Source organism: Paenibacillus provencensis (genome assembly GCF_042678545.1).
GTDB lineage: Bacteria > Bacillota > Bacilli > Paenibacillales > Paenibacillaceae > Paenibacillus > Paenibacillus provencensis.
Map to the genome: position 1 here is coordinate 1012062 of NZ_JBHTKX010000001.1, position 17537 is coordinate 1029598.

Here is a 17537-nt window from a genome sequence, read left to right on the forward strand (position 1 = left end):
ATAAACCTGCATTCCAGCGGCGAATATAGCTGATGATTATATACGTAACGGAGCATAAGAGGGTATGCTTGGCTTCGAACAACCGATTCAGCATCATGAATGTTGAAGAAGTACTTTTCAAGGAGGTCGACAGCGATTGAAGGAAGCAGATACCCCGGCCGTTTCATATCAGGTGGGCACACGTAAGAAAAAAGAGATGTTTCAACCCTTTCATTTTTTGAAGAAATACAAACTGCTGTATTTAATGATTTTACCCGGATTTTTGTTCTTTGTTGTATTCAAGTACTTGCCAATGGGCGGGCTCATTATTTCCTTCCAGGATTATCAGCCCTATCTTGGCATTCAAGGGAGTCCATGGGTCGGATTCAAGCATTTCATCAGGTTGTTCACTGAACCGACATTCGCCATGCTCCTCAGCAACACATTAATTCTATTTGCACTTGAGCTTGTCGTCTTCTTTCCATTACCTATTATACTTGCACTTATGCTGAACGAAGTCAGACACAAGCTGTTTAAGAGCTCCATCCAAACGATTATTTACATTCCGCATTTCATGTCATGGGTGATCATCGTCTCCATTACATATGTATTTCTTAATGTGGACGGCGGAGTTGTGAATGAGATCATTGCTGCACTAGGCGGTCAGAAGATTAGTTTCTTGACTTCACCGGAATGGCTGCGACCCATGTACATCGGTCAAATCATCTGGAAAGAGATCGGTTGGTCTACAATTATCTATCTGGCAGCCATTACAGTGGTGGATACTCAGCTCTATGAAGCGGCTGAGATTGACGGCGCGAGCAGGCTTCGCAAAATTTGGCACGTTACATTGCCGGCAATTCGCCCCGTCATTATTACACTGCTCATTCTTAAGATCGGCAACACGCTTGAGCTGGGATTTGAGCATATGTTTCTGCTCCTGAACTCCCTTAATCGGGAAGTCGGAGAAATCTTTGATACCTATGTTTATACTGCCGGTCTAAAGAATGGACAACTCAGCTTTAGTACCACAGTAGGTTTGTTTAAAGGGCTGGTAGGACTCATTCTCGTCATCATTGCCAACAAGCTGGCCAAAAAGTTTGGAGAAGACGGTGTGTATTAATCTTTTTTTATCATATATAAAAAGGGGATATGTACATGAAACAAAAACAATTATCTAAATTGTTAGCGCTTACTCTTGCGGGTGGACTTGTGCTTAGTGCTTGCGGAGGAGACACGTCCGGTTCTTCAGAGCCGTCCGTTGATGCAGATGGCAAAACAAATATTACATGGCTGAATATTCTGCATACGGCTTCTCCACCAACCGATACCGTACTGAACAAAATTGAAGAGGCAACGAATGCCAACATTGAATTCTCCTGGATTCCGGATGCATCGAAGGAAGAGCGTCTTAATACATCGCTTGCTTCCGATTCCCTGGCTGATATTGTAACGATTACACTCATGGAGAACTCGGCTGTTCGCAACGCGCTCAAAGCGAATGTGTTCTGGGAAGTCGGTCCTTACCTGGATGAATATCCGAATTTAGCCACCATTTCAGAAGATATGCGCAATTCTGCATCCATTGAAGGCAAGCTCTACGGAATTCCAATGCAGAAGCAAGTAGCTAGAAATGGTGTCGTTATTCGGAAGGATTGGCTGGATAAATTAGGACTAGAGGTTCCTAAGACGACGGATGAATTAATGGAGGTGGCAAAAGCCTTCACAGAGCAGGATCCCGACGGGAATGGAGTGAAGGATACTACTGGCTTTATGGACCGCAGTGATCTTATCTATGGCGCATTCAAGACCTTGAGCTCCTATTTTGGCACACCAAGTGTATGGAGTGTAGGGGAGGATGGCAAGGTAACTCCTGAGTTCGAAACTGAGGGCTATGTGAAAACGATGGATTACATGAAAGAGCTTTATGAGAACGGTTACATCAATCAAGACTTCGCTGTAACAGCGAAGACAGATCAGCAGCAAAATTTTGCTCAAGGTAAAGCCGGTATTTATGTAGGTGCTCTATTTGACAGTAAGAACCTGCTCAATATGGCCAAGGGCGTTCAGGACGATATGGAGCTTACGCTTGTAAATGACATAACATCGACAGGCAATGAAGCCGATCGGGCAATCTGGTCTATATCCAATGGGGTTGGAGGATTGCTGGCATTTCCTAAATCGGAAGTCAAGGACGAAGCTGAGCTCAAACGTCTCCTGCAGTTTATGGATGATCTCATGTCCGAGGAAGTATACACGCTGATGACCTACGGTATTGAAGGAACGCATTACACGGTGAACGAAGAAAAAGCGGTAACGATTACCAACACCGAATTGTGGCAGCAAGAGGTTCAGCCATTCGCATCCTCCCGTCCTAACGAAACAGGCTATGAAATCCATGACAACGATCCACTGAAGAAGGAATCGGACCGTTTGATCGAGGAGAATTCAACGTTTGCGGTGCTGAACCCTCTGTATTCGCTCGAATCAGCTACCTTCTCATCACAAGGATCTGAGCTGCAAAAAACGATTACGGATGCGACTTACAAATATATTCTAGGCAAAATTAACCTTGATCAGTTTAATGAAGCTGTCAGCAGCTGGAGAAAAGCAGGCGGTGATCAAATTATTACTGAATACGAAGCTGCTTACCAGGCAGTTCACGGTCAATAATAGCTCGCTAAAATCTCAGAGGGATTATACGACCATCAATCAAGATGCTCATTAAGGGGCTAATCTTACTAGATTTATGACTCACTAACTAATTAAGGCCGCTCCGTTCTTCAACAGGGTCGATTTGATTCTCGGAGCGGCTTATCTATCATGAAGGAATCTACTTTTATAGGAGGATGACAGCGCATGAGCGAGATCAGCTGGGCAGTGAGAATGGCACAGTCCATTATGGAACGGACACCAAGGCTGTATGAAGATAAAGGATACAACGAGAAGTGGTCCTATGATTACGGAGTTATTCTCAAAGGCTTTGAACATTTGTGGCGAACTACAGGTGATCAGCAGTATTTCAACTACATTAAGAGCAATATGGATCACTTCATTCAGGAGGATGGATCGATTCGGGGCTATCGACAAGACGAGCATAACATTGATCACTTGAATAACGGCAAGCTTCTTTATGTCCTATATAAGGAGACGGGTGATGATAAATACAAACATGCCGCCTCAACATTACGGAACCAGCTGCTGACGCATCCCCGGACTTCCGAGGGGGCTTTTTGGCATAAAGAAATATATCCTTATCAAATCTGGCTGGATGGTTTATATATGGGTTCCCCGTTCTACCTAGAGTATATGCTCACGTTCGAGTCTGAGGGGGATCTTAGTGATGTAACGAAGCAGTTCATTCTATGCGAGAAGCACACGAGAGACGAAAGAACCGGGTTATTATTTCACGCTTGGGATGAGAAACGTGTACAGCCATGGTGCGATCCTGATACCGGATTGTCACCGAATTTCTGGGGCAGATCACTAGGCTGGTTCCTCATGGCTATAGCAGATGTTCTTGAAATTTTGCCTAAGGATCATGCTGATTATAACGAGCTTGAACGGATATTCAAGGATACGCTTACGGCAGTTGCAGACTTTCAGGACGATGCATCCGGAGTATGGTACCAGGTTCTTAATGAGTCTGATCGTAAAGGCAATTATTTGGAAGCCTCGGCTTCCAGCATGTTCACCTACGCGATGGCAAAGGGAATACGATTGGAGATTCTCGGTTCCGAATGGAACAACCCGCTGCACCGGGCTCTTAAGGGACTCATTACTGAATTTATATTAGAAACCAAGGAAGGCTGGCTGAACCTCAACAAGACTTGTCAAGTGGCAGGCCTCGGAGGCGCAGACCGTCGTGACGGCACCTATGCTTATTACATTAGCGAACCCATTATTACGAATGATCAGAAGGGACTTGGTGCATTCCTCTTAGCTTGTGCTGAATATGAAGAGCTGGCACAGACAGGAGAGTCAAGTATGTCTGTAACGAGAGGAGCCCAGCAATGACCATCTATAACATTGATGATTACGGAGCAAGAAAAAACAGCAGTGAGCTGTCAACGAAGGCCATTGCTGCTGCTATAGCTGCTGCAGAAGCAGCAGGTGGGGGAACGGTAGTAATTCCTGCGGGTACCTATGCTACTGGAGCAGTCATTCTAAGAAGCAATATCCATTTGTATTTAAGTCCAGGTGCTGAACTATCCTTCAGCGATAAACCGGAGGATTATCCGGTGGTTACCTCCCGCTGGGAAGGTGTTAAACGGAAGGTCCACGCTTCCTGTATTTATGGTGAGCAGCTGGAGAATGTAATGATCTCGGGCACAGGCCGGATCGAAGGAAATGGTGCGGAATGGTGGGATAAGCAAAGGAATCGTCCGGAAGAGCTGACGTATCCAAGACCGAAGCTGATCAGCTTTGACAGCTGCCACCGAGTAACGATCAAGGATGTGCAGCTAATCAACTCGCCAAGCTGGACCGTGAATCCGATCCTATGTCATGACGTAACCATCGATAATCTCTCCATTCTTAATCCAGCCGATTCACCGAATACGGACGGCATTAATCCTGAATCGTGTTCCAATGTCAGAATCAGCAATTGCCACATCGATGTAGGCGATGATTGTATTGCCATCAAAGCAGGCACGGAGGATACCGCAGACAGAGCTCCATGCGAGAACATCACAATCACGAACTGTATCATGGTGCACGGACATGGAGCTGTCGTTATTGGCAGCGAGATGAGCGGTGATGTGCGTAATGTGGTGATTACAAACTGTGTATTCAAGCATACGGATCGGGGAATTCGTCTCAAGTCAAGACGGGGGCGGGGCGGTACAGTTGAAGATATTCGCGTAAGCAATATCGTTATGGAGGATGTGATCTGTCCATTCATATTAAATCTGTATTACTTCTGCGGTCCTCGCGGCACAGACAAATATGTTTGGGACAAAAATCCCTATCCTGTAACGATGGAAACTCCACGATTTCGACGGATTCATTTCTCAGGGATTACCGCCCGTAACGTTCACGCAGCAGCCGGATTTATCTATGGTCTGGCAGAGCAGTATGTCTCTGAAATTACATTTGATCAGATTGATATTTCCATGGCTGAAAATGCAGCACCGGCTGTCCCTGCCATGATGGCAGGTGTTGAGGAAATGAATAATCGCGGGTTCTTCCTCGGGAACGTAAGGGATGTTCGGTTCCGGCATGTGACCATCGAGAATCATCAAGGACCGGCTTTTTACGTTGAGAATGGAGAAGCCGTTAAACTTGAGGGCTGTGAGTCCAGGAATGTGGGCAGAACCGAAGAACTCATTCAGGAAGTAACAGTATTACCTTCACAGGAGAATCCGGTATGAAGTCATCACCAGTGGATCCACTGTGGCAGCTGTTAGGCGACTTGCCTGAAGGGGGAGTAACGAATTCGCGCCTGCTGGCAGAAGAGGAGAAGGAAGGCTATCTACTGCAGACGATAGGATTAGAGCTGTATGGAATGGAGCAGGTCGCTGTATCCTTCGCCTTGCCGCTACTACAGGAAGGCCCGTTTCCTATGGTTATATTCAACCATTCCCATGGCGGCAACTATGCTGGAGGGCGCAAGGAATTTGTAACGAGCAGCCATTATCTGCAGCAGCCTTCCTTTGCCAAGACACTGACCTCTATGGGATATGCCGCCTGCTGTATGGATATGCGCGGATTCAATGAGCGCTCAGGCAGAACAGAAAGCGAGCTTGTCAAAGAAATGCTGTGGCGGGGAGAAGTGCTGTGGGGCAGAATGCTTCGTGATAATCAATGCTTGATTGACTATATTTGCACACGAGTGGATGTAGACGCAAGCCGCATCGGTACCATCGGCATGTCTATGGGAGCGCTCATGTCGTGGTGGCTTGCGGCACTGGATGATCGAATCAAGGTGATCGTCGATATTTGTGGTCAGGTGGATGCCCATACCTTGATTCAGAAGAGGGGCCTTGATCATCACGGTTTCTATTCGTATGTTCCCGGGCTGCTTAAGCATTTCACAACACTTTCCATTCAGGAAAGGATCGTCCCGCGCCCCAGACTGAGCTTGAATGGAAGGGACGATCGTCTATGCCCGTACGAAGGAGTCATGCTGCTGGCTGAAGGCCTGCATGAAGCATATGAGAAGGCAGGGTATCCTGAGCATTGGCAGCATATGGAGACGGGATCGGGACATATGGAAACGGCAGAGATGCGCTATTACTGGAAGGAATTTTTACTCAAGCACTTGTAGTCTACAAACATTGTTGTATAGGGAGGCGGCAGCTTGATTACAAACAATATGAAAGAAATGAATACCAAGACCATTCAGAACCCGATACTTCCCGGATTTAATCCGGACCCGTGTATGATCCGTGTCGACGATATTTACTACATTGCGGTATCTTCCTTCGAATGGCTTCCGGGTGTTCGGATCTATCAATCCGATAATTTGGCGGAATGGGAATTCTGCACAGATGTCTTAACAAATCAGGTGAATCTCAAGGGTAATCCCAAGAACTGCAGTATCTGGGCTCCACAGCTCAGCTACCATGACGGCCTATTTTATCTGATGTATACCGATGTGAAGAGCACGAAACGTCCCTTTAAAGACAGCCATAATTACCTCATTACATCCAAGTCTATCAGCGGACCTTGGTCGGAGCCCATCTATTTAAACAGCAGTGGTTTTGATCCGTCCCTATATCACGATGACGACGGGCGAAAATGGCTGTTAAACTGCTTGTGGGATTATCGAATAACCGAGGGGAACAAATCAAGCGGGATTGTCATTCAAGAATATGATCCGAAGCAGGAGAAACTGATTGGTGATCCTGTTAAGCTCTTTGACTGTACTCCGCTTAAGAAAACGGAAGCACCTCATATCTATAAACGAAACGGATATTATTACTTAATCACAGCAGAAGGTGGGACGGGCAGCGGACATGCAGTTACTGTAGCCCGGTCTACGGAGCTGCTTGGTTCTTACGAAGTTGATCCTCACTATCCAATGCTGACTTCAAGTGATAACCCAGAGCTTGAGCTGCAATGTGCAGGGCACGGGAGCCTGGTTGAGACACCCGAAGGCGAGTGGTATATGGCTCATCTATGCACTCGGCCGATTGAAGGAAAGTTCCCCATTCTGGGCAGAGAAACGGCATTACAGCAGGTGTATTGGGACTCGGAGGGTTGGCTTCGATTAACTACTGGCGGTCATTCTCCCCAGACAGAGGTTCCTGTTCCGAAAGGTGCTGCTGTTAGAGGGAAGCGAAGCACGGAGTTCCAGGATGATTTTACAGGAGCTCAGTTGAGACCCGAGTGGAATACACTGCGTATAGTGGCGGACGATCGCTGGTGCAATTTATCAGAGAGACCGGGTTATTTAAGAATTCATGCAGGAGAATCGGCTCAAAGTCTGTTCGAGCATCACATCCTGGCTGTTCGGCAGGCAGATACTCATTTTCGTGCCGAAACGGAAGTAGAGTATGAGCCAGCGATGTATCTTCAAATGGCGGGGCTCATGCTGTATTTGAACGAAGACAACTATTGGTTTGCGTATGTGACGAAAGAGTTGGAGCATGGCAAGGTGCTTCGGCTCATGCGCTGTGAAAAAGATGAATTTACACTGGAGCCAGTCATTGTAAAGCTGGAAGAAGATGAGGCTGTACAGCTCGCGGTCAATGTGTCTGGTGTAAATGGACAGTTCTATTACCGAACGTGTGAGGGCAAATGGAATGAGCTCGGTGAGGCGCATCATATCGGATTTTTATCAGGAGGGTTCACTGGGAACTTCGTCGGTATTGCAGCTCATGATATGAATCAGTTCATGGGAAGCTATGCAGACTTTTCTTATTTCCGTTATACAGGCAAGGAATAGTTAAATCGCCAAAAATCAAGGCATGAGTGATCTTCCTTCAGGGAAGAGTCTCATGCCTTATTTGTTATAGCATACATACGATCTTGCACAGGATCAGATCATATGTTCATAATACAGGGTTAGTTCGCTTTTTTGGCTTTCCCTGACTTCGTTGTTTTCGTGTATTGTTCTTTGATGAGGTCTGCTGTTAGCTGACCTGATAAAGTAACCATTGGAACGCCTCCGCCAGGATGTGTAGAATCGCCGACAAAATACAGATTCTCAATCAAATCACTGCGACTTGGAACCTTGAATCCTCCGTTCATCTTCCGGTCGGTGACTACTCCGTATATGGATCCTCCATTTGCACCATATAACCGCTGAAGATCATCGGGAACGAAAGTGTACTCGAATTCGATATGCTGACGTATATCCTTAAGTCCCATTCGTTCAAGCTTATTCAGTATCAGCTCCCGGTACCTTTCTGTATTGGATTCGAAGCTCTTACCCGGCTTAAGCGGCGGAACTTGGGTGAGGACGAATAAATTTTCTTTTCCCTCCGGAGCTTGAGTGGCATCCGATTTGCTGGAAACCCCGATATATACGGTTGGATCGTCGGAAGGAATGCCCTTGTTAAAGATGTCGTCAAATTCCTTCGCCGGATCCTGGGAGAAGAAAAAGTTATGATGGAGCAGCTGCTCATACTTCTTGTTAATCCCTAAGAGCAGAACAAGCCCAGATACCGTTGGCGCGAATTTACTCAGCTTTTTAGCTGAATTCAGAGCTCCGTTCTGATCCTTCAGTAACGAATGATAGGTTGGAATGGCATCCAAATTAGAGACCACAAGGTCTGCATCCAGCACGGTTCCGTCTTGCAGTGTTACGCCTGTTGCTACCTTTTCCTTCGTGTTAATCTTCGTTACTTTGGCATTGGTGTGTATAGTTACACCTTGCTCATCGAGGACCTTCAGCATTCCCTTAGCTATGTTGAACATCCCGCCATCCACATAATAGATCCCGAGTCCGAGCTGTACATATACAAGCTGTGACAGGACAGCAGGAGCACGATAAGGGGAAGAGCCGGTATACATAATGAAGAAATTAAACAGCTGTTTTAAATGCTTGTCCTTCAGGAATTTGTCGGTGCTTTGCGCCATCGTGCGAAGCGGGTCCATCGCGAGCAGCTCTTTGATCGAATGCATGCCGCGAAGCTCTTCAAGACCCGAGAGACTTCTCGTATAGCTGCTGCGTCTATTCATATCGTACAGCTTCTGACAGTACTGCAGATATTTCAGGAAATCTGCCGCATCTTCTGTTGAAATCTCCTTGATCGTAGACAGCATTTCCGGCAAATCACTGGTCACATCAATGGATACCCCATCTTCAAAAAAAGTTCTCAACTGTGGCTCAATCCGTACGAGCTTCATATAGTCCGACAGCTTGCGTCCTGTACTTTCAAACAGCTGTTCCAGTACCCAAGGCATTGTCAAAATAGACGGTCCTGTATCGAAGGAGTAGCCTGCACCTGATCGGATGTTCAGCTTGCCCCCGGCACGTTCGTTTTTTTCAAGAACGGTAACTTCATGACCATCGGCTGCAAGTCTCATTGCTGCTGACAGGCCGCCCAATCCCCCGCCGATGACAATTACTTTTTTGCGCATAAACGTTCTCCTCTTCTCCTTATCTGATCTCGTCACACTGTATACATAGGGTGATATACGGATCATAATTGAAGTAAAAATGCTTAATTACCATACTTACCGGAAGTGCGATGAAATAAACAGCAGGTGAGGTTTGATTTCCTGCGCACAGCTTGGAGGAGGCACAATATGATGTCACTAATTTGGATACTGGCTGGCCTGATTTCCGGCATCTTGCTATGGTTAGAGCTTAGACTGTTGCCAAGAAACAGAGGGCTGCATCAGGAGCTGAGTGATCAAGAGCAATCCCTGGGGCATTCCACAAAAGCTGCGAACCCAATGACCAGAAGCGTGTGATGATTCCCGCTCGGAATGAAGAGAGGAATATTGGAAGGCTGTTGAAGTCCTTGCAAGAGCAGGTGAATCCAACCGATGAAATCATTGTTGTAGATGACGAATCGACAGATCGTACAGCTGAAATTGCAGCTAAACGCGGAGCGAGGATTGTAAATGCCGGTCCGCTGCCGGCTCCATTGTTCTTCCTATGGAATACACCTATTGTTGGGATGATGATCCTGTATGCACTGGCAGCCAACCTTCCCTGTATATTTTCGCTTCGATATAACCGGGCTCGAATACTATGTCTTCTAGATCGAAGATCAGAACCATTACCCAGTGATTCTGTTATACAAATAGACCCAGGTGCTTGATAAAGCACCTGGGTCTAATCTATGAGTCGCTATTAAACTTATACTCAAGCTGCTTAATGATGCAGGCAGGGTTGCCTCCAACCACGACATTATCGGGCCCATCCTTGGTGACAACGGCTCCACTGGCAACGACGACATTATCTCCAATCGTTATCCCCGGATTAATAATGGCACGTCCGCCGATCCAGACATTGTCTCCAATCGTAACCCGAAATCCTCATCAATTCGTCCCGATTCTGACCTTCGCACACATCAAGAATCACGCAGTCAAAGTTGGCATAGAAGCCGTCTCCGACAGGAATATTGTATCCATAATCGCAGCGGAAAGTGGATTCCACATAAATGTTGTCACCAACGCTGCCAAACAATTTACGAAGCAGGTCTTTTCGGTGCTCCCGATCGCTCTCAATTGACTGATTATAGAGCCTGGTCAGCCTTCTGATTGCGATTCCAATTTCTTGTTAATACTGGACCCCTTCACTCGTCAAGTCCAGCCACTCTATTTCCTGTTGTGTCAGCTGAATATTAGCCCCTTCGTCGCAGGATGCCAATTCCTCTGGATTGCGGGCTCCGATCAAGGCACAGGTCGGATAATTCTGGTTTAGCACATAAGCCAGTGCGATCTGAATAACGGTTACCCCTTTATCTACTGCAAGCTGCTTCGCTCTGTTCAGTCGCTCCCAGTTCTGATCATTATAGAACACACGTACAAGATCAGCATCATCCTTGATATCAGGCGTGAATTTGCCTGTGAAGAAACCGCGTGCCTGTGACGACCAGGATAGCAGCGGGAGCTGGGTTTGTTCATGCCACTTGCTGGTTTCTTGATCCACGGATACACATCCCGGCCAGAAGGGTTCATTCGCCTTGGCAAGACTTAAATTCGGACTGCTGAATGTAAAGCCGGCGAGTCCATTGCTCTCGGCATATGCATTCGCTTCTGTCAGGCGCTGCCAGGTCCAGTTGGATGCACCTGCTGCTCCAATCCGGCCGGCAGCAATATGCTCATTCAGCGCATCGATGATATGCTCGACTGGGATCGACGGATCATCCCGATGAAGACCATACAGCTCGATATGATCGGTCTGCAGCCGTTCCAAGCTGACAGCCAGATCATGGTCAATAGCCTGTTTGTTCACGCGTGGGCCTTGTCTGTCATGATGAGCCCCTTTGGTAAAGATGGCGATCTTGTCCCGATTGCCTGACTCCTGTAAGTAGCGTCCGATAACCTCTTCACTTTGGCCCCCGGTATAAATATGTGCAGTATCGATCGTGTTGCCGCCGATTGCCAAGAATGCTTCGATATTGGTCACGACCTGATCATAATTTTCGTGCGTGAAATAATCGGAACCTTTAATCAAACGAGAAATTGATTTTTTTGATCCTTGAATCGATATATATTCCATAACCGTTTCCTCCTTGAGAGTAAAGTGCAGAATTATTCTGTTTCATGTGTCTGAGCTTGACTAAATTAAAGCGTGATTCTTTCTCGCTTCGTTGCAGAGACAAGAGCGGACTCAACGACTCTCATATTGCGGACGGCATCCGATGGTGTGAATACAGGTGTGCTGCGTTCAAACACGACATCCGCAAAATGATCGACCATAGCCGAGTATTGATTAATGACCGGCACCTCGATTTCACGTTTACCGAGCTTGCCATTAACGATAAATCCAGCTTCACTGTCATGACCGCATACGAAGGCAGAAGGGACTTCAATGGTTCCATCGGTTCCAAGCACTTCAAGCCGATTACGGAAGGTAGCCCACATGCCGCAATCGAAGATCAGTGAGACGTCATTCGGAAATTCAAGGAATCCAGAGGTCATCATATCGACATCCCCATGCTTCGGGGAGAAGAACGACTGTGCTGTTACCGCCTCCGGCTCCAGCTCTGTCAAGAAGCGGGCAACACTGATTGGATAGCAGCCGACATCATATATGGACCCGCCGCCCATCTCCTTGTTAAAGCGGATGTTGTTCGTGCTGTCCCCGCTATTGAATGTGAAATTTGCATGAATACCACGTACCGTTCCAATTTCGCCGGAAGCGATTACATCTTTGATCATTTGATATCTGGGATGATGGCGGTACATGAATGCCTCAGCCAAATGAACGCCTGCTTGCTCACAAGCAATAACCATTCGCTCAGCTTCCTCAGCCGTCAGAGCGATAGGTTTCTCACACAGCACGTGCTTACCTGCTTCGGCAGCTTTGATGGTCCATTCCATATGCAGATGGTTCGGCAATGGAATATAGACAGCATCGATGTCGTCTGAAGCAAGCAGCTCTTCATAACTGCCATATGCATTCTTAATATTCAGTTCCTTGGCTGCTTCTTCTGCCTTCGCTTGATTCCGGCTGGCAATTGCGGTTACTTCATTAAACTGCGAGTATTGTAGTCCGGGAATGACGGATTTTCTTCCTATATTGGCAGTGCTGAGAATGCCCCATCGAAGTTTTTTACTCATGTGCTTTTATTCCTCCTGACGAAATATTATGATGATATTGTCATTGTATTGAATTTGGAATGAAATTAAAATAACACGATTTTGTGTTGGAATAACACAATATTGTTCTACAATGGAGGAGAAGGCCATGCAGCGGCAAAGTCACCTGGTGACAACTCAGAATCCCCGTTTTTTTTGTTACCCAGAATCGGTAGGGATGTACAGCGATATGCCCAAACATACGGTGACGAGACAGAAGGGAGCATTAAACAATTTTAATATTCACTATATTGCTTCCGGTAAAGGCTACATTGAGATCGATGGCATTCTGCAGGAGCTCGGGGCGGGCGATGCCTTCTTGTACTTTCCGCTGCAGGAGCAAAGATATTTCAGTAATGAGCAGGAGCCTTGGGACATTCGGTGGGTTCACTTCTATGGAAGCAATATGACGGAATATATGCTGGATCGGGGATTTCAGCATCATCGAATATGGACCTTACGAAATGGGGCGGAATGGGAAAAAGTGCATCTCGAGCTATTGACCGAAGCGGAGAATAACAAGATGCTGAATCCTACGGTGCTGTCTACGCTTACCTATGCTGTCGTTACGGAGTTTGTACATCAGGCTGTACCGCGTACAGGCAATGGCAGCAGATCCGGAGGGTCCATCCAGCGCATTATGGATTTACTCCCTGAGCTTCAGCAGGAGGCGGTTAAGCCATTTGAGTTAGAATTGTGGGCAGGCAAAGCCGGGGTGAGTGTCCATTATTTCTGCAAATTGTTTCGCAAAGCGATTAATATGACGCCGATGGATTTCGTGACCCAATGCAGACTCCAGTATGCGAAGCAGGCACTATTGGTGCAGGAAGAGCGTACCATTGGTGACATTGCAGAGGAAGCGGGTTACCCGAGCAGCAGCTATTTCAACCGCAAGTTTCTGGAGCATGAAGGTGTCACACCAACGGAGTATCGGAGATTGTTTGGCAGAAGGAATTGATCTCTTAAGCAGAGTCTAATCGCATTTAAGCTATATTTTGTTCAAGGAACGTGTTCGTCTACTAACGGTTTGTTGCCTGATCATTGCTCTCTTTGGTTCCGTCTTTATCGCATGGCGAGACATCAGCGTTTCATCAGAAGCCTTATTTGGAGATGTATTATCGTTAATCGGCACCATTTTCGTGTCTGCATACTTACTCACAGGCCAAAAAGTGAGCAACAAAGTAGATGCAAATGCTTACAGTATTATTGTCTTTTTTATTGGTGGTACGGTAATGCTCATCTATATCATGATTAATCGTTATTCTTTGATTGAATATAACCTTTCGGATTGGACCTATTTTTTACTGCTTGCCATTATTCCGTCTATTTTTGTAACGAAGATAAAACAGCAGCATTTCAAGCAGGGGAAGTATCCATTATCACTTGAAATGCTGCTGAATTTAATTTAAGCCTATTCATTCTGCTGCGCTGCAGGTGGAAACCAGAGGTATCTCAAATCCACCCATCCCTGAGAACCGGGCTTAATCCCTCGGACGGAGGGCAGGAATGAGGTCTGAAAGGGACGATCGTACATGACGTACAGATGATCCTGTTCGATCAATTGTTGCTCCATCTGCTGCAGCATCCGTAATCTCTTATCGGCGTCCTGTATTAATAATATCTGGTCAAGGCCATGTAATATGCTTTTTTCAACAGAAGACTCTACATGGGATGACAAGGTTAAGTACAAGTCATGACGACGGAGAGGCTCGTCTCTGTCCATAAGGAGTGAGAACAGAATCAGATCCGACTCCATCCGAATAGAGCCTTTGAAATCCTCGGGCATAAACACCTTTACTCTTACGCTGTAACCAAACTGCTCCAGCCGCTCGGCAATATCCATGGCGTCCGGCCGATATTGGGGAATGGTGATAAGTACAAGATAGGTTCCATCAACGGCAGCTGGCTTCGAAGTGCCTGGATTTTGGGCGGATAACATCTGATCTTCATACGCTATACACTGAAAAACATGTTTACGTACATCTGGATCTCTTAGCGGTCCGTCTTTTCTCGTATTGCAGGTAAGCAGCTTGCGTACCAAGGTATGTGAATTAAACTTGCCCGGGTTCTGTTGAACATGGTTGTTGCCAAGCAGCACGTGAAAGAGCGGGTCAGCTCCGTCCTGTGCCTCCGTATTCTGTTCAGGCAGTGACCAGGGAATCTGGATAATCTCCACAATATCCAAATGCGGACGAGAGATAAAATAGGAAGAGAACGCGACAAGGATACACATACTTGAATTGAGCTCGGTAACCTTGAAGGGGCCTGTTCCGCTAAATCTAACTTCGTCATGTTCTGCTGCTTCGTCCAGGCCGGAGGGAACGATCACGGCTCTGCTTGTACATAAGAAAGGCACAAAATGCTCGTTCGGAGATGTCAGCGTAAACCGAACACAGGTGCTGCTGAGTGCTGTAACCGATGCGATGGACTTAACGATAAAATTATATAAGAGAGGCTCTCTATGCTGATTTAATCGTTCAAAGGTGTACACGATATCGTCAGCAGTCAGTGTTTTTCCATGATGAAAGTATACATCCTTACGCAAATAGAATACCCACGTCATTCGATCCTTACTGACATCATAATCATGAGCAAGATGAGGGATGACCTCACCCGTCTCGTTCCGTGTCAGAAGCCCATCATAGACGTGACTTGCGACAAAAGACTCTGCCAGCAGATTCATCGCTAGCGGGTCAATCGTATGAATTTGCTGACGCAAAGGCAGACGGAGAATATCAATTTCTTCTTTATCCTCATTCATTTGGGTGTGGTGTCCAAAATACTGCATCATCCAGCCCTGCAGCCGTCCAGGTAATTTCGCAGAATCCGTATACGCCTTAATATCATCCATGACTTTCTTAATCTCGTGGCGGTCAATCGCCTTGATCATGGAGATGGCTGCAATTTCCTCTGGATCCACCAGGAAAATAAGCTTAGAGCGCTTACCGCGTCCCCGCTGTGAATGCCACTCAATCCAGCCTTCTGCCTCCATTTTGCGAATAATATTCAGGGCATTGCGGTGTGTGCACTCCAGCGTGTCTGCCATCTCATCGAGTGTAATCTGTACGCTTGCCTCGCTTCCATAGTAACCATGCAGCCGTAAAAATTGGGAATGAAGCTTCACTCATCATTCAACCCCTTATTAAAATACGAAATATATACATTTATATTTTCTATTTATTTTCATATTTTATCACCTAAAATTAGGATTATAAACCTAAAGTTTTGGGGGACGTTCAAATGAAGTTAATTTTACCTGTCATAACATCACCAGCTCGCAGCTTATACACACTCCTCGGTGCTGTGATGCTGGCAATCATCCACCAGTATTTGTTCTACGCCCATGCGCCAGGACTATCCATTCCTATATTTATCCTCCTGTTCTATGGATTTATATTGGGATTTGCAGGGGATCGGCTGCACGGACTATCACCATTTGCTATTTTTATGTTTGCTGTTATTTTCATGCTGTCGATAACCTACTTATTGTTTGACAATCCGATATTTTATGTGCTTAATATCCTCATCATACCAACCCTGGTTGCCTATCATGTGACGCTGCTGCTGGGTTACAAGCCACGGCCCTGGTGGAAGGCGGGGATTATGAAAGATATGCTGTTGCATTTGATCCCAAGGAACCTTCGACATTTCCCAACCGCTTTTACCAGCATTACATCATCTTACTCGAAGCGGGTTAATGAAGGATCAAGAGCTGTTAGTCGTAAAATATTGTTCGGTCTAGCCATTTCCGCACCGCTCGTCATTATTGTCATCTCGTTGCTATCTTCTGCTGACGGTATGTTTGAGCGGCTAATGTTCGGTATTCCGAGGTGGCTGGATGAGGTTACATATAGTGAAGGCTTTTTTCGATTCATGTGGATCTTCCTGTTCACTTTGTTCTTCTTTGGTTATGTGTATGGCTTTGTTCAGCCTGTGTCCGCAAGAAAGATGGATTCGGAGATCGCTTATTGGAAAGAGACGAACACAAGTACTGCTCATGAGGGCGATATCTCGAAAGGTGAATTCGAATGGGATACCGGAACAACGGTTATTAAGGATAAAATCCATGAGAGCAATTCAGATACCCTGCGCCTGCGAATCGATCCGATTATTGCATCAACAGTTCTGACCATGGTGAATGTCGTTTATCTGGTATTCGTTATCCTGCAGTTCACTTATTTGTTTGGGGCCTTTGAAGGTGCGCTGCCAGAAGGGATGACTTACGCCGATTATGCAAGAAGGGGCTTTGCTGAGCTGATGCTGGTCGCGCTGCTCAATTTCGGAATTCTCATGACGATCCTTCTGTACACCGAGAATAGGGGGTCATCCAGGCTACGCTTGTTCCAAAAAGGGATGCTCTACATTCTCGTGATTTGTTCAATCATTATTTTGTATTCGGCCTTCTCCAGACTGACAATGTATGAAGAAGCTTATGGTTTCACTTATCTCAGGTTCTTGGTGCATGCATTCATGCTGCTTCTTGCTGTACTGATGGTCATCGCTGGACTTCGAATACATTTTGAGCGGATTCCCTTGGCCAAGTGCTATATTGTCTTCGGACTAGCGGCATATGTTGCGATTAACTATGCAGGGATGGACACTTATATCGCCGAGAAAAATATCGAGCGGTACCACATCCATCAGAAGATGGATACTTATTTTCTTAGTTCACTCTCTATGGATGCTGTTCCTGTGCTTATTGAATTCAGCCGTGAAAATCCCGAGATTCAAATTGATCTTCGAGCAGACTATAATAGACTGAATGAGAGGGAACAAGCTTGGTGGTCCTTTAATCTAGCCGAATATCGTGCCCACCAAGCACTTAAAGAATATTTTGAGCAGGAGTAAGG

15 protein-coding genes and 1 pseudogene are annotated in these 17537 nt (G+C 46.2%); 11 read left to right on the forward strand and 5 right to left on the reverse strand.

Annotated elements, in window-relative coordinates; genetic code table 11:
* Nucleotides 1-196 precede the first annotated feature (196 nt).
* From ACFQ3J_RS04785 to ACFQ3J_RS04810, 6 genes are all read left to right on the forward strand, one after another.
* A complete protein-coding gene (locus tag ACFQ3J_RS04785) occupies nucleotides 197-1102 on the forward strand; it encodes an ABC transporter permease (RefSeq protein WP_251581695.1) in 906 nt (301 codons plus the stop codon).
* Between the two features lie 35 nt (nucleotides 1103-1137).
* Nucleotides 1138-2652: an extracellular solute-binding protein gene (locus tag ACFQ3J_RS04790; protein WP_091157048.1), complete on the forward strand. Its 1515-nt coding sequence runs from the start codon at nucleotides 1138-1140 to the stop codon at nucleotides 2650-2652.
* A 186-nt stretch (nucleotides 2653-2838) separates the two neighbouring features.
* Complete coding sequence (locus tag ACFQ3J_RS04795) at nucleotides 2839-3996, forward strand: glycoside hydrolase family 88/105 protein (protein WP_251581436.1); 1158 nt, start codon at nucleotides 2839-2841, stop codon at nucleotides 3994-3996.
* On the forward strand, nucleotides 3993-5351 hold the full coding sequence (locus ACFQ3J_RS04800; protein ID WP_251581438.1) for a glycoside hydrolase family 28 protein: 1359 nt from the start codon (nucleotides 3993-3995) through the stop codon (nucleotides 5349-5351). Before ACFQ3J_RS04795 ends, ACFQ3J_RS04800 begins: the two co-directional genes overlap by 4 nt.
* 11 nt (nucleotides 5352-5362) lie before the next feature.
* Complete coding sequence (locus ACFQ3J_RS04805; RefSeq protein WP_251581696.1) at nucleotides 5363-6247, forward strand: alpha/beta hydrolase family protein; 885 nt, start codon at nucleotides 5363-5365, stop codon at nucleotides 6245-6247.
* 57 nt (nucleotides 6248-6304) lie between these two features.
* Nucleotides 6305-7870, forward strand: a complete 1566-nt coding sequence (locus tag ACFQ3J_RS04810) for a glycoside hydrolase family 43 protein (RefSeq protein ID WP_251581697.1) — start codon at nucleotides 6305-6307, stop codon at nucleotides 7868-7870.
* Nucleotides 7871-7989: 119 nt separating this feature from the next.
* Here the strand turns inward: ACFQ3J_RS04810 and ACFQ3J_RS04815 are convergent, their stop codons facing one another.
* A complete protein-coding gene (locus ACFQ3J_RS04815; RefSeq protein ID WP_251581440.1) occupies nucleotides 7990-9510 on the reverse strand; it encodes a phytoene desaturase family protein in 1521 nt (506 codons plus the stop codon).
* Nucleotides 9511-9678: 168 nt separating this feature from the next.
* On the opposite strand from ACFQ3J_RS04815, the gene ACFQ3J_RS04820 reads away from it, so the two are divergent.
* A complete protein-coding gene (locus tag ACFQ3J_RS04820) occupies nucleotides 9679-9846 on the forward strand; it encodes a hypothetical protein (RefSeq protein ID WP_251581441.1) in 168 nt (55 codons plus the stop codon).
* A complete protein-coding gene (locus tag ACFQ3J_RS04825) occupies nucleotides 9846-10199 on the forward strand; it encodes a glycosyltransferase (RefSeq protein WP_251581442.1) in 354 nt (117 codons plus the stop codon). Before ACFQ3J_RS04820 ends, ACFQ3J_RS04825 begins: the two co-directional genes overlap by 1 nt.
* Nucleotides 10200-10218: 19 nt before the next feature.
* Here ACFQ3J_RS04825 and ACFQ3J_RS04830 read toward each other — a convergent pair.
* The 3 genes and pseudogenes from ACFQ3J_RS04830 to ACFQ3J_RS04840 all read right to left on the reverse strand — a co-directional run.
* A pseudogene (locus ACFQ3J_RS04830) lies at nucleotides 10219-10639 on the reverse strand (DapH/DapD/GlmU-related protein); the annotation flags it as partial.
* Nucleotides 10640-10660: 21 nt separating this feature from the next.
* Nucleotides 10661-11605, reverse strand: a complete 945-nt coding sequence (locus ACFQ3J_RS04835; protein ID WP_091157038.1) for an aldo/keto reductase — start codon at nucleotides 11603-11605, stop codon at nucleotides 10661-10663.
* Nucleotides 11606-11670: 65 nt separating this feature from the next.
* The gene (locus tag ACFQ3J_RS04840; RefSeq protein ID WP_251581443.1) at nucleotides 11671-12669 is read right to left on the reverse strand and encodes a Gfo/Idh/MocA family protein; all 999 of its coding nucleotides are present in this window, start codon (nucleotides 12667-12669) and stop codon (nucleotides 11671-11673) included.
* A gap of 127 nt (nucleotides 12670-12796) precedes the next feature.
* Here ACFQ3J_RS04840 and ACFQ3J_RS04845 point away from each other — a divergent pair, with 127 nt between their 5' ends.
* Both ACFQ3J_RS04845 and ACFQ3J_RS04850 read left to right on the forward strand, forming a co-directional pair.
* Entirely contained in the window at nucleotides 12797-13645 is an 849-nt protein-coding gene (locus ACFQ3J_RS04845; RefSeq protein WP_251581444.1) for an AraC family transcriptional regulator, read from the forward strand.
* A gap of 37 nt (nucleotides 13646-13682) precedes the next feature.
* On the forward strand, nucleotides 13683-14096 hold the full coding sequence (locus tag ACFQ3J_RS04850) for an EamA family transporter (RefSeq protein WP_251581445.1): 414 nt from the start codon (nucleotides 13683-13685) through the stop codon (nucleotides 14094-14096).
* A 2-nt stretch (nucleotides 14097-14098) separates the two neighbouring features.
* On the opposite strand, the gene ACFQ3J_RS04855 is transcribed toward ACFQ3J_RS04850, so the two are convergent.
* Complete coding sequence (locus tag ACFQ3J_RS04855) at nucleotides 14099-15811, reverse strand: ABC transporter substrate-binding protein (protein WP_251581446.1); 1713 nt, start codon at nucleotides 15809-15811, stop codon at nucleotides 14099-14101.
* A 116-nt stretch (nucleotides 15812-15927) separates the two neighbouring features.
* On the opposite strand from ACFQ3J_RS04855, the gene ACFQ3J_RS04860 reads away from it, so the two are divergent.
* A complete protein-coding gene (locus tag ACFQ3J_RS04860; protein WP_251581447.1) occupies nucleotides 15928-17535 on the forward strand; it encodes a DUF4153 domain-containing protein in 1608 nt (535 codons plus the stop codon).
* Nucleotides 17536-17537 lie beyond the last annotated feature (2 nt).